This is a genomic window from Chitinophaga sp. MM2321 (assembly GCF_964033635.1).
Taxonomy (GTDB): domain Bacteria; phylum Bacteroidota; class Bacteroidia; order Chitinophagales; family Chitinophagaceae; genus Chitinophaga.
Genome location: NZ_OZ035533.1, coordinates 3,674,578 through 3,688,297, shown reverse-complemented (window position 1 = coordinate 3,688,297; position 13,720 = coordinate 3,674,578). Strand labels below are relative to the sequence as shown.

Annotated in this window: 8 protein-coding genes and 1 tRNA gene; 1 reads left to right on the top strand and 8 read right to left on the bottom strand. The window is 40.5% G+C overall.

Translation table 11 applies throughout. The annotated features are described in order from the left end of the window. Window positions 1-110: 110 nt before the first annotated feature. The 4 genes from ABQ275_RS14285 to ABQ275_RS14270 form a co-directional block, all read right to left on the bottom strand. Complete coding sequence (locus tag ABQ275_RS14285) at window positions 111-3,335, bottom strand: DUF2723 domain-containing protein (protein WP_349313817.1); 3,225 nt, start codon at window positions 3,333-3,335, stop codon at window positions 111-113. Between the two features lie 194 nt (window positions 3,336-3,529). Continuing rightward, window positions 3,530-3,823 carry an antibiotic biosynthesis monooxygenase family protein gene (locus ABQ275_RS14280; protein ID WP_349313816.1) on the bottom strand — a complete coding sequence of 98 codons (294 nt, stop codon included), beginning with the start codon at window positions 3,821-3,823 and terminating at the stop codon, window positions 3,530-3,532. Further along, complete coding sequence (locus tag ABQ275_RS14275) at window positions 3,820-4,647, bottom strand: SAM-dependent chlorinase/fluorinase (RefSeq protein WP_349313815.1); 828 nt, start codon at window positions 4,645-4,647, stop codon at window positions 3,820-3,822. The genes ABQ275_RS14280 and ABQ275_RS14275 overlap by 4 nt, the downstream gene beginning before the upstream one ends. A 254-nt stretch (window positions 4,648-4,901) precedes the next feature. Beyond that, complete coding sequence (locus tag ABQ275_RS14270) at window positions 4,902-5,714, bottom strand: SDR family oxidoreductase (protein WP_349313814.1); 813 nt, start codon at window positions 5,712-5,714, stop codon at window positions 4,902-4,904. A 177-nt stretch (window positions 5,715-5,891) separates the two neighbouring features. Between ABQ275_RS14270 and ABQ275_RS14265 the strand changes: the two genes are divergently transcribed. Then, window positions 5,892-5,967 (top strand) — tRNA-Lys (locus tag ABQ275_RS14265). A 2,388-nt stretch (window positions 5,968-8,355) separates the two neighbouring features. Here the strand turns inward: ABQ275_RS14265 and ABQ275_RS14260 are convergent. The 4 genes from ABQ275_RS14260 to ABQ275_RS14245 all read right to left on the bottom strand — a co-directional run bounded on the left by ABQ275_RS14260 (window position 8,356) and on the right by ABQ275_RS14245 (window position 13,613). Continuing rightward, window positions 8,356-9,351 (bottom strand): IS110 family transposase, encoded by a 996-nt coding sequence (locus ABQ275_RS14260; RefSeq protein WP_349313813.1) that lies wholly within the window; start codon window positions 9,349-9,351, stop codon window positions 8,356-8,358. 185 nt (window positions 9,352-9,536) lie between these two features. Beyond that, entirely contained in the window at window positions 9,537-11,387 is a 1,851-nt protein-coding gene (locus tag ABQ275_RS14255; protein ID WP_349313812.1) for an ATP-dependent helicase, read from the bottom strand. Beyond that, complete coding sequence (locus tag ABQ275_RS14250) at window positions 11,377-13,392, bottom strand: AAA family ATPase (protein WP_349313811.1); 2,016 nt, start codon at window positions 13,390-13,392, stop codon at window positions 11,377-11,379. The genes ABQ275_RS14255 and ABQ275_RS14250 overlap by 11 nt, the downstream gene beginning before the upstream one ends. Before the next feature lie 41 nt (window positions 13,393-13,433). Continuing rightward, window positions 13,434-13,613, bottom strand: a complete 180-nt coding sequence (locus ABQ275_RS14245) for a hypothetical protein (protein ID WP_349313810.1) — start codon at window positions 13,611-13,613, stop codon at window positions 13,434-13,436. Window positions 13,614-13,720 lie beyond the last annotated feature (107 nt).

Below are 13,720 nucleotides of genomic sequence, written 5' to 3'. Positions count from 1 at the left end.
ATAAGGCTTAAAAGAGATTTGGGGATTTTCGGTTTATTGATTTTCAGATTTGTTGTAGTGATAACAACATCTGAAAATCAATAAACCGGAAATCCCCAAATTTTTTATTTTTATTTAGTAGAATCTACTGTAATACTATTAGAGTCTTCCAGTGCATTTATGTCCTGGGCTCCATCCTTGCGGGCTTTTGCTCCCTCGCCGAAGTCCGTTTTCATGTGCTGCAACCAGCCGATGAATTGTTCAGCTGTTTGTCCGTCGCGCTGTAAATCACTGGTGATCCTGCTTGCAGGCAATGAGTTATAGTAGCGGATCTGTTGTTCGCAGTCCTTGATGATCTGAGCGCCCAGCTCATCTGCCCTTTTAGCATCGCCGGCCATGTAGTAGGCGTATACGGTTTGCAGGGAAGTATAGTTGTGCATGTTGTTGGGCGTTGTCATGGCATAAGGGAAGTTAGTTTCCTTTATGTTTTTATCCATGTACTTCAGTACAGTCAGCGCACTATCTTTCTGTCCTTCCTGGGACATAGCTACACCCAGTTTGGTGAATGCCTGGCGCAGGTAAAGCAACATTTTCCTGTTGGGCTCATCGAAGTAAGTGCCTGCTGTTTGTGCACCGCCAAAGGCGAACTTATGCATCAGGTTATCGTACATCACACCTACGTTGGCGTTGATATCCATTCCTAACGGATCAGTAGCTGTTGGCTTAGGCATTGGCACCAGGTGATAGGCCAGACCGTCTGTTTGCAGGTATTCATTCAAACCAAGATCAGTAGGACTGGTAAAGTAGATAGGTCTTTTCCAGTTGTTGGTCGCAATGATATCATACACCGCCAGGTCATTCTTCATCAGGATGTTTTTCGTGATTTTGATCGGCAGCTGTGGTAATATTTTAGCACTGTCTTTCGCGCTCACCACACCATATTTCAGGATCTCCTCTTTATTAACTGGAATGAATAACTGACGGGTAGGCAGGAAGTTTTCAGCGCCACCGTCCTGTGTATTCACTTTGCTGTTAGGATCATCGCTTCCCATGAAGTTCATGATCTCTTTCAGGTTAAAGTATTTATCAGCCGGAATATTTCCCGGATCGAAGAAGCGGATGTAGTTGTGGTTTTCTCCCCTGTATTTCTCCGCGCTCCAGCTCATTTCTATTGCCGGGCTTTTGTTGACCATCTTACGTTGCTGATCGATGTACCAGTCAACCCCCAGGAGACTCAGGTTAATCACCCTGATATCTGTACGGATGCCTTCCACTTCCTGGGCATACCAGAGCGGATAAGTATCGTTATCGCCTACGGTAAACAGGATTGCGTTGGGCTGGCAGGACTCCAGGTAATCTTTGGCCACATCTCTTGCGATGGTTTTGGTAGAGCGGTCGTGGTCATCCCATTCCTGTGAGGCCATGAGTACGGGAACAGCCAATAAACACAGGCCGGTAGCCAGTATGGGAGACAGCGTGCTTTTTGTTTTCTTTTTAAGATAACTATAGATAGATAATACCCCTAACCCTATCCAGACAGCAAAGGCGTAGAAAGATCCTACATAAGCGTAGTCACGTTCACGTGGCTGATTACCGGCCTGGTTGAGATACATCACGATGGCAATACCTGTAAAGAAGAAGAGCAGGGATACGATGAGCGTATCTTTGCGGTGATTATTATATTGAAAGAAGAAACCGATGATCCCCAGGATGAATGGCAGGAAGAACATGGTGTTATGCGCCTTGTTTTCCTTGAGACTATCCGGCATCATGCCTTGATCTCCATAAATAAAATTATCGATGAAAGGGATCCCGGAAATCCAGTTACCATCCCTTACGTTGCCGTAGCCTTGTGTATCATTTTGTTTGCCGGTAAAGTTCCACATGAAGTAGCGGAAGTACATGAAGTTCATCTGATATTGCATGAAGAACCGGATGTTATCGCCAAAAGAAGGAGCTTCGTTGGCTTGTAATCCAAGCCAGGAGCGGTAGAAATCGGCATGTCCCTGGTCGTTGCTGGCATCCCATACACGTGGGAAGAGCATCATATCCTGTGAGGCATATACCGGTTCCATTTTTTTGCCGGCTACTTCATATTTCTTTGGTCCGCGTGCGTAGATGTTGCCGCCTTCTTTATATTCTGTTGGGCGGGCGGTAAATACCTGTCCGTAGATCAGGGGGAAATCACCATATTGTTCGCGTCCCAGGTAACCTACGAGGGAAATCGGGTTATCTACATTATACATATCTACCGCAGGATTGGCTGTAGAGCGCACCATGGTGGTAATATAAGTAGAGTAGCCCAGGAGTGTGAACAGCACAAAGGAGATGGTCAACCGGCTGAAATGCGCCGTTTTAGCCACATCCATTCTCACGCCTACTGTTTTCAGGATGGTTGGAATCAACAGGAAAAATGCTGCCAGCAAGATCTTTACAAACACAATTCCGCCGCTGGCATCATTGTAAGCAGGTACCAGGATCACTGAAGCGATAACGATGAGTGGTGCATATAACCCGAAAGAAGGTTTTTTATAACCGATGATCAGTATCACGATCAGGAAGAGGAAGTAGAAGATGAATCCTGAGAAATAACCCATTCCGAGGTTATTTACAAAGAGAACATCCATGTATCCCGAAGCTTTTACAGTATCCTGGATCAGGTATTTCTGGATCATGCCGGTGAGGGCGCAGCCTATCATGAAAGCCCAGAAGGTGCCCCATCCGGTTGGTTTAAAGCGTCTGAAGTAGTAGACCATTACGATAGCCGGGATGGTCAGGAGGTTGAGCAGATGTACACCAATGGAGAGGCCCAGGAGGTATGCAATCAGTACGATCCAGCGATCAGCATAGGGTTCATCGGCTTCGTGTTCCCATTTCAGGATGGCCCAGAATACGATGGCGGTGAAGAAGGAGGACATACCATACACTTCACCTTCCACGGCGGAGAACCAGAATGAATCAGAAAAGGTATAGGCCAGTGCACCCACGGCGCCTGCACCCATAATAGCGATCATTTTTTCACGGGAAATCTCTTCACCGGCTTTTACCATCAGACGACGGGCAAAGTGCGTGATTGTCCAGAAGAGGAACAGTATGGTGAAACCGCTGGCCAGGGCTGTCATGGTATTTACACCTAAGGCAGCTTTGGATGGTTCCAGGAACATGCTGAAGAGTCTTCCGAGCAAAACGAACAGTGGAGCTCCGGGGGGGTGGGGTACCTGTACTTTATAGGCACTTGAAATAAATTCACCACAGTCCCAGAGGCTGCCTGTAGCCTCCATCGTCATAATGTAAACAGAGCAGGCAATGATGCAAATCACCCAGCCAACTATGTTGTTGGTCCTTTTAAAATTCATAAGGTTGTTTTAAGGTCCGACAAAAATATAAAAAACAGCAAATTATGCTAATCTGCTGAACAGTTTTAACTTTTTGTAAATATCTTTTTAGCTGTAAGCCTTTAATTAATACCCGTTCACCCGTAGTTGTGTACTGTTGTGAGGGGGCCGGAGATTAAAAAGAGATTAAAATCCATTGGCACGTCGGCAGGTCATCAAAGACTGGCAGCTTCCGTAACCGTCCATGCTGCTGGTTTTGCGCTGAAAAGCACTTTGGTGGCGGCCCAGGTTTCCTTGAAGAGGTCTGAGTTCCGGTAGGCTTCCAGGGCTGCTTCGGACTCCCATTTACTAAAGGTAAAGAAAGTATGGCCGGTAGCGTCATGCAACCAGAGTTCCAGGTGGAGGCATCCGGGAAAATGGCGGATAAGCTGTTGTTGCCGGGAAAAAAGCTCCCGGAAGGAATTTACCTTGTCGGGGGCAAACTCCATTTTTACGAGTCGATTGATCATTGAAAGATTATTCTTACAGTTTGGTAGTAGGATAGTTGCTGGTAGCCGGCGGGCTGGGTGAGCTGATCGCGGCGGAAGCCCTGGAGGCCAAAAAGGCCGGCAGCATTTCCTTTATTGATAGCTATTTCAAGATAGCCGGCAGCGTTAAAAAGCGCCAACTTCTGTCCTTCGGAAACGTCCGCATAGGTTTCGCTGATCTGGCTGATCACCTCATTACGGCGGAAAAAGATCTTGAAGGCCCGGTTCCTGCACTGGGCATTGAACTGGTCGCGGGTGATATTGACCACCACATTTTCGAAGTTGTCTATATGAATGATCTGTCCTTCGATGAAATCATCTCCCACCAAAGGTTGCAGGTTGTTTTTTACATTAATGCTTTGAGAGAGTGGCGCCAGTTCACCAAGCGCCTTGCCGCGGCTTAGTTCCCGCGCAGCGGAAGCCAGCAGCTGAATGATGGTAAAAGTATTCTTGGGTGCATTTTTATCTAACGGAATCTTCACTACTTTTTCCGGCATACCGCCTGCGATCATCGTGAGGAGTCCATTATCGGCGCAGCCGATGTAATGACCATTATGTTCCGCTACGAGCACGTGTTCGGGGCGTTGGTCGAACAGGTTGATCAATACAAAGTGGAAGGTACCCAGCGGAAAGTAGGCGAAGGCGCTTTTACAGATATAAGTAGCCTGTGGTAAGTTAAAAGGGCTGATATGGTGGGTGATGTCCGTAACATGACATTCCGGGCAGTATTGCCAGAGCTGCCCTTTGATGGCACCTACCAGGTAATCCTGCATTCCTATGTCTGATGTTAATGTTATAATGGACATGCCAACAAATCTAAATCCAAACCCTTATGCGATAAATTCACATTTCAAATCCCTTCCGCTCTATTAATTCCCGGTATCACGTTCGAATGGCAAATTCATTGTCTCGCTTTCCTTTCAAAAAAGATGCCATGGGGGTTATTAATGCAATCTGAATGCAAATAAAGGTAAAAATACCGATGGCACCGTATTTTAAAAGTATTTTTTTATAGTCTTATAGTACTAACGTTAACGGCTAAGGTGAAACAATTGTATGATCAGGACAGCGGGGAGCCTGGTTCTTTTTTAAAGTGATTGTAAACGATACCATCCAGGAGACCGGGGAAAAGTTTGCTCAACAATACAGTGAGTTTCCCCTGCGTGGTGAGTACAAGTGTACGTTTGCGTTTCACGATTGCTTTGGCGATAGCAATGGATACCGCTTCGGCGCTCATCAGTTTGTCCTCGTTCAGGGGCGTTTCGCTTTGCGTTTGTCCCTGGGGATTGAGGGCGGTATTACGGATATTGGAAGACGTAAACCCGGGACATACCCACATCACGTTGACGCCTGTATGCAAACATTCCGTACGCAATGCTTCGAGGAAACCCTGCATCGCAAATTTGGAAGCGGAATATCCCGTACGTGCAGGCAGTCCCCTGTAACCGGCAATGGAAGACACACCTACGATAGTGCCCTTACTGGCAAGAATAGCCGGAAGCGCATACTTGGTGCAGTATACCGTTCCCCAGAAATTGATATCCATCAGCGATTTCAATACACTCAGATCCAGGTCGCGAAACATAGCACGCATAGAGATCCCCGCATTATTGATCAGGATATCTATCTTACCAAATCTTTCTATACTGTTTTCAATAAATGATTTGCAGTCGGCCTCCACACTTACATCCGCTACAAAAGTAAAGAGGTTGGCATGATTGATTTCGTTTTGTAAAGCCGAGAGCGCAGGCTGCTTTCTACCACATACGGCAACAGAAGCGCCCATCTGCAATAACGTAGCAACGAGTGCCTTCCCAATACCCGACGATCCGCCGGTGATGATAACAGTCTTGTTCTGGAAGTAAGTTTTCATGGGTATATTTTTGCGCTACAAAAATAGGAGAGAAGTTGATAGTATCAGCATTTTATTACAGCGATGTTATGGTTGTATCGGCTGTAATGCTTTATACCAGCCTGTTTTGAAGTTTTTTTAATAAAAACTTGTTTAAAAATAAATTATTCCTATTTTTGCAGCCGCTTAACAGCAAACGATTCTGTAGCTCAGTTGGTAGAGCAATACACTTTTAATGTATGGGTCCTGGGTTCGAGTCCCAGCGGGATCACCAATTGGGACAAATCAGAGATGTCTGAATTTGTCCCTTTTTTTTTGGGTCTTAATTGCTTGCTAATCAAATGTATAAGTTCGATCGCTTCGTTGACTCTGGTAGTTCGATATTGTATCCCGTCAAAAATCAATTTTTCGGGGAAAATCGAACTAATAATTTTTCGCTTTCTAATAACGGTTCCCTCTTTATATAAAATATCAAGCATTGATAAATTGCTAATTGCCTGTTCCCATAGGGGTTCTATGCTTTTAGTTTTGGATGCTGTAGCAGTTAATTGGACTTCCAATCTATTGATTCTATCTTCTGTTTCTTTTTTTATCCTGCGGTAATCGTCAGCCTGAATGGCGTCCTCGAGTAATAAATCCCTAGCCTTAGATAAACGCTGATTGGCTCCCTCTAACTGAAACTTGCATTGTTTGACTTCATTGAGCTGAAGTCTGTTTTTGGAATTGAAAACAGACACGATGATCTTTTTATAAAGTTGCAGTTCGGGCAATGGGGTAACATATTTCTTGATTTCCTTAACTACATCTTTATTCAACTTATCAGCGTTATATCTTACTTTACAGGGTGAACTGCAATGGTAGTAATGGTAATACTTTTTACAACCTTTAGAGGCACTCCCCGTTAGCTTCCTGCCGCATTCAGGACAAATTAAGAAACCTCTCAATGGTAAATTTTCATCAACAGTTAATTTAGGACGCATCTGTTTTTTTCTTCCATTTAGCACATCCTGTACTACATAAAAAAGTGCTTCAGAAATCAGCGGTTCATGTAGTCCCTGTACAAGACGGCTTTCTTCATCCTTATGCTTGGAAATAAATATCTTGCCACAGTACAAGGGATTACGCATTGCTACCCAAAAATTATTTTTACTGCCCCTTTTGAGCCCCTTTTCCCTAGTTAGCTTCCAGACCTGTTCTGTATTGAGCCTACCTGAAGCAAGTTCCTCAAATGCCCATCGCAGAATGACCGCTTCATCTTCACGGGGTTCAATATATTTTTTCTTCAATTGTTCATCAGTCCTATTGACATAACCTAATGGTGCCGTTCCCATATACCGTCCTTCCTTTTTTGCCCTACGCATACCATGAAATACATTTAATGCCCTGCGGTCATTTTCTACTTCCGGAGCTGCTAGGTAAAAAGCAAGCATGATCTTGTTTTCTGGAATAGACAAATCCAGCGGTTGTTCTATGGCTTGTGGTTCAACGCCTAGCTTTCTAAGGATGTTGATCATTTGATAGGCATCCCCTGCATTACGGCTGAACCGGTCCCACTTAATGAATAGGATTAAATCGGTTTGTCCCTTGTATTTTTTCAAATCTGTTAAAAGTCCTTTCCAGGCCGGGCGCATAAAGGTTTTGGCGGAATGATCTTCATATATAACCTTTCTGACTTTTATAGAAAATAGTTCACAGTACTTTTTTAATCTTTCTTCCTGGTCTCGCTGTGAATATCCTTTATCGGCTTGTTCATCCGTACTTACCCGGATATATAAATCTGCAATTTTCATTATGATCTGTTTTAATGTAATGCTTTACGAATATGAGGTGTAAGCAAAATCCACCCTGCGAAGCGGCTAATTCTAAGTTAACCATTTCCATACTTAAATAAAAGGGAATAAGGTAATTAGTCTGAATTTTCCAAGTAGGTATCTACTACAATTTCAGCTATTATGTATAGAAAATCTAAAATGATCTTCGCTTCTGTTTGATTGGTCACTATTCCATCCTTTTGTAAAATTTGAATGGCCTGTTGGGGAGTAATTTTTTCCTTCTCACATAATTCCATCTCGCTTCTCCTTTAGTCCGGTACCGTCAAGCACCATTGTTAACAATACATTTCCTCCCGTGCATTGCACAGGAACTGGGAGGATACTTTAAATAGGAGGATGTGATTGTGGGATGTTCTAAAGTAAAAAACAAAAATCATATTTCAATGACAACATTAAATATTGATATAGGTAAAATTCAACGACATTTGTAATATCAAGGGTATCATAACCGAAGATGCTTTTGAATGAAGATCAGGTGGTAAACGACGGCCAACGAGAAAGGAAATCATAGCCGCGCTTGAAGAAAGAAAGTAGCAACGAGTTAATTAATGAATCAAAGTTATTCTGAATATCTCAGTAGTACAATTAAATTAATATTATAAGGTCGAGTAGCAATTACACTTTTTGCTTCTGCAATGCATTAATATTGGGATTAAAAAAAAGGTAACCCGTAGCTTTATTTATACTAAAAATCATAATAGTTTCGATCTCATTCCTTTCATAGTATTAAATATAATCACTACAACCTTACACCTAACTTGTACGATTAATAGGCTTAAACTGCCTCATTCCATAGATAGAAATCGTATAAGGATGGGCTACCTAAATTTTTACAGACTTTCTTCAAACATTTTATTATCCCGAACGCATGCAAATATCCTATGAACCAGCTTATTTCTGATGGCGTTAAGAATACTCATTTTGTTTTTTCCTTCCTGAACTTTTTTTAAATAAAATTTTCCTAGCATCGATTTCTTTCTTCGTGTATATCCAATTGAGGCTAAATGAAGCAGCGTTTTAAGCTCTTTATTGGCCAAACGTGAAATCCTTTTCTTTCCATTTAAACTGGTTCCTGAACTCCATTCAAATGGAGCGATACCACAATAACATGCAAACTTCTTAGGATTACTAAAATCCTTGAACTCATTTGTAGCAGTTATTAAATGCAACGATATGATTTTCCCAATATGTGGGATAGAGTTCAATATTTCAAATATTTTCTGTAAATGGGCATCAGATTTCACTGTTGACAACATTTGCATTTCAAGTTCTTTTACGTCGGCACTTAATCCAGCAAGAGACATTTTTGTTAGATTGGTTACATAACTATTCTCCAACTTATTTAAATAGTATGCATTTGTTTTTTTACTATTTTTAAGCATCACCCTAGCTTTTATCAATCGTCTTCTAATTGCCATCAAGGACTTTAAGTGGGAAATACAAGGTCTGGGTTCCTCCCATAATCGCAAAACTTTATAGTGTTTGCTTGCATATATTGCAATCCTGCAAGCGTCTAATAAATCAGTCTTCCCCCTTGCGATACCAATTGATCGCTTAATCTGCAGTGGAGATTCCATACATACGGGCATCTTATTCTTACCTAAAACCGCTAAAAGGAAGGTAGCATATATTCCCATTGCCTCAGCACAAAATAGGGTGTTTAGCCGATTTATGTGGTAATCAGCTTTAAGCTTTAACAACAGCTCTTTTATCGCAGGTTCGGAATTTTCAGTTTTGAAATTGGTTATTACAATATTATTGGAGACAATTGCAACGTCAATCGTGACTTTTGAAATATCGACACCAACAAAGAATTTAGGATCCATAATTTACTTATAGTTTAAAATTCCTGGCTGGTGCGATTAAAGTTTAAATTTATGCAAAGGAAATAATTTCACAAATAATTTTTCATTAAACACATTAACGGAGTGAACATTTAACTTGTTTAAGGCATGTTTTAATTTTAAATTCTCAGTATCTAATCCCAAAAGATATTCCCATTGAAAATAAGCTAGACATCATAAGGATATGTAATGTGGGTAAAATGGTTGTTTACATTTCCAAACTTCTGAGCTAAAGCTACCCAAAAACGAGATGGAGTGTAAGGGAATGTTCTTATTCCCCATTGTGTGTTAACAGTAAACTGTTCCGATCTAACCAAAATGCAACTCTTTTTTGCCCTGCTTACACAGACATAACATAGCCTTTGAGCTTCTGCTAAAAGTATTGGATTTTGGACATCTAAGTAGTATGGAAAATGCCCTTCTTCCATTCCTAATAAAATAACTGCTTCAAATTCTAGACCTTTTGCACTATGCCTGGTAGTAATCGTAACTTCGTTATTTGGAATTCCAAGATGTGCAAAACGTTCAAGTTGCATATCTTTCAGATTGTAGTTTGTTGCCTCAGCTAATAAAATCTCAAGATTATTGATTTCATCAGGGTACATATCCGAATGTTGCAAAACATTAGCAAGTTCAAGATCATTTATCATTAGCGTCAGCCATTCCAATACCTTCTCCTTCTCTTTGCCCTTTTTTAAAGTTTTAAGAAAATCGATTTTTAAATCAATCGCATCCTTAAACTTACGGGGATCATCATGATTAATTAGTAAGCTTTTCCAAAATTTAAACAGGTCATCAAATGACTGTTGCTCAGAATTTATGCACCAGTTTGCACAATCTTGAAGCCATGTCACCGTTGCACTTTTCTCAAAATCCCATTTTGAAATATAAAACGGGATATTATTATGCCGTAATGCAAGTGCCATCGACCGGACATCAGTATTTGACCATGTAATTATGCCTATCTCATTTAATGGGGTATTATTTTGGATCAATAACGGTATTACCTTATTAGCAACCACGTCATATTGTTGGTCCATTTGGTGATCACAGGTTACAAACGTAAAATCTGCATTCTCCTCTAACCTTCTTTTTGCGAAATAAGCCAAAGGAGCGGGTGGTTCCAGTGTCTCCAATGAAGCAGTAATAATGTGCTGATTACTTCTGTAATTATTTGCCAGCTGTACCGGGTAGATATCGTCCCGGCCCATTAGTTCCATAAGAAAATCAGGATATCCACCATTAAAACCGTAAATTGATTGATTCATATCACCAACTGCAAAAAGCTTTATATCTGCATTAAAAACAAGTTCCAATACCATTTCATGCAATGCTTTTCCTAAATCCTGATATTCATCCACCAGTAACCACGGAAACCGGCTCCGAAGGGCAAGTCTAACAAACTCTTGTTCATGTATGATCTGGGCAGAAATATTGATGATACTGATAAAGTCCAGGTAATCAGATTCCAGGAGTTTTCTTTCATAGAGGCTTGCTGCATTTTCTATCAGATCGGTTGAATCAAATGTAACCTGACTGGTACCCACTACTGAAAGACTTCTTTGTCTATTGATCTCCTTCAATTTTACCTGTTCAGGGGTGGCATTCAACTCTGTAAGTACACTGTCGTATATCTTTACCTCATCTTCTTTTTTAATAATCCTTACGGGATATTTTACACCATATTGAGGGTAAAGATGAGCGAAAGGCTGAATGACATGCAGAAGTGTAAAACTATGTACGGTGCCGATAAAATCTTTGTTCGTCGGTTTATAGCCATATTCCTTAAGACGCTTTTTGATCTCTCTTACAGTTTCCCGGCTGTAGCTGATGCAGGCTAAACCACAAGGCTTCTTAATAGATCCCTGTGCTAAGCTGGCTGCCTTTAAAGTAAGCACCCTTGTTTTGCCACTGCCTGGCCCTGCAATTACTACGGTGTTTCTTTGGGAATTGTAGGCGTCGATTTGGCTTTGATCGCTTTTGATTAGTTCAAGGTCCTCAAAAAAATTATTGTTCATAATCCTCTTTTACTTCCTCCAGAAAATTTTGGATACCCTCTTTCACATATTGAGGTATCAGTTCAGGAATTAGATTTCCGGCTAAACGTTGTGCAAATCTTCCTTTGCTTATATTTGATTCGATTTTTTTTAATGCTGACCAATACTCACCTGCATCTAACGCTTCTTTAAAATTTTTCTGCATTTTTTCACCCCCAAGAATGAGTTCAGCATAAACGGTTTTAATAATATTTTTTCCATCTGCATTTGTCTCGTTCATCATGTCTACTTCCAGGGTATGTTTGCCAACATGAGCACCCTGTTGTTTGAAGAATTCTCTCGCATCCTCAGAAGATGCTGGAATATCAGCTATTTGCACAATTTGTAAATCCGCCAAAACTGCATTCACATTTTCAATTCCTCTATATCTAAATGGGCGACCTGTGATGCTATCCATTATATGATATTCTCTATTTTCAGAAATGTTCCCTTTTTCATCCGTGTTGGTGGTAATTTCATAGTAATCCCCATCGGTAATGAGATGCCAGGGGATATTCAAAGCCTGCAATAACTGAATATATGGCTTAAAATTCGTTGAATCAATATTGCAAACTACAATACCATAATCATCCAAAGGTTCGCCGAGTACATCTGCTGCTGCCGGTATAATATATTCTTCTGTAATTCCTTCAACAAGAATGATTCCTTTGCCAAAATAAAGTTCACCTCTTTTGGCATCAATATATCTTTCTATATCCTTTCGCTCCCGGTCATTAATTACCAGCTTTGCAGTAGAATATACTCCACTGGAACCTCTAATGTTCCGTACATGCACTATTGAGGAAAGAGGGGCAACAGAACCGATAAAAGTAGAATGTGTAGTGAATATCACAGAAGTATTGCTTTTATGCAGAACCTCTCTGAATATGAGCCTTTGAAGTATTGGACTTAGATGTGCCTCTGGTTCTTCAACAGCAAGAATGGTAAACGCCTGTTGCGAACCATTGTTTTCATCCATCCAAGAATATAAGTTCGATATATCTGCATCAGCAATATCGGGCTTTAATATATACTTAGATTGTTCACTTAATTCATAAAAGTTGTTGATCATTTTTTCATCATCCAATGCTAATAGTTCCTGGAATTTCTCCGCTTTAATAATTGGAGGGATTGTTCGGTCTTTCAGTAAAATAAGCATTAATGAAATGTACAGTATATTGCCCATGCCCAAACTAAGTTCTCCTATTGGTCTTTCACTGATTCCGAAATAAACCTGAAGTGTATATAACAGTCTCTCCATGTCTATATCAAACGTGCTCAGATTAATTTCGTTATCACTTTGCAACCCAGCCAGGGAAGTGAATCTTTCCTGGATTACTTTCTTAATATGGACGATTTCATCCAGTTGTAAAAGTTCATCTGCTGCAACCTTCATTGATTCCGAGATCTTTTCCAGATCTTCTTTTGAAATATCGTATTTCTTAACCAGCTTATATAGGGGGGAGTTTTTGTTTGCCTTCAATTCACGTTCTACATCTCTTAAGGCTTTGATGACATAGATATTAATGAAACTCCTGTCTTCACTTGTAAATTTTGACAGCTCCGTAGCGCCCTTATATATCTCATATTTGTAATTTATAATATTTCCCAAAGGACCGACACTGGGGAAGAATTTATATACGAACTGAAGAGTGGGGGGCGTATCACTAATGGCCGCATCGATAAATTGCGCGATCAACCTGGAGTTATGTTCGAAGCCTTTTATTTGCAAGGCAATTTCTATTATCTCACCATTTACCATCGGATCAGGTAAGCTTTCATGAAAATCGCTTTCTGATAACTGCCGATCATTGTCTGAAAAGTCCTTATCTAAAATTAATTGTATGGCTCTGAGAAAATTAGTTTTTCCAACGTTATTCTCTCCAACCATGACTTGTTTATGATCAAGAGCAACATCTACGTTTAAGAAATTTCGAAAATTTTTGATTTTAATCCTTGAAATATATGGGCTTTTGAATGTAGGCATTGGGGTTTGGTTTATGTTTGATGAAATTGTTAATTCAGATATTATAGATTATTGCTTGGAATTTTATTACCGGTATTCAGCGAATCAATTTGTTTCATTACTGGTTGTGATTTTATAAATTGCTTCTCATTAATTTCTTCACCATTCCAGGCATCGGTTATAAAGATAATTTCATTTTGTGTAGAAGCTGCAATAGCTATCTCTTGATCAAATGTGCTCATTCGCTATTAATTTCGTGAAATAGTGGAAAATTTATCTTCCTTTAATATACATCAAATTTATCATTCGATTTAATTATTAATCAGATGTATGAAATCCTCACTAGGAA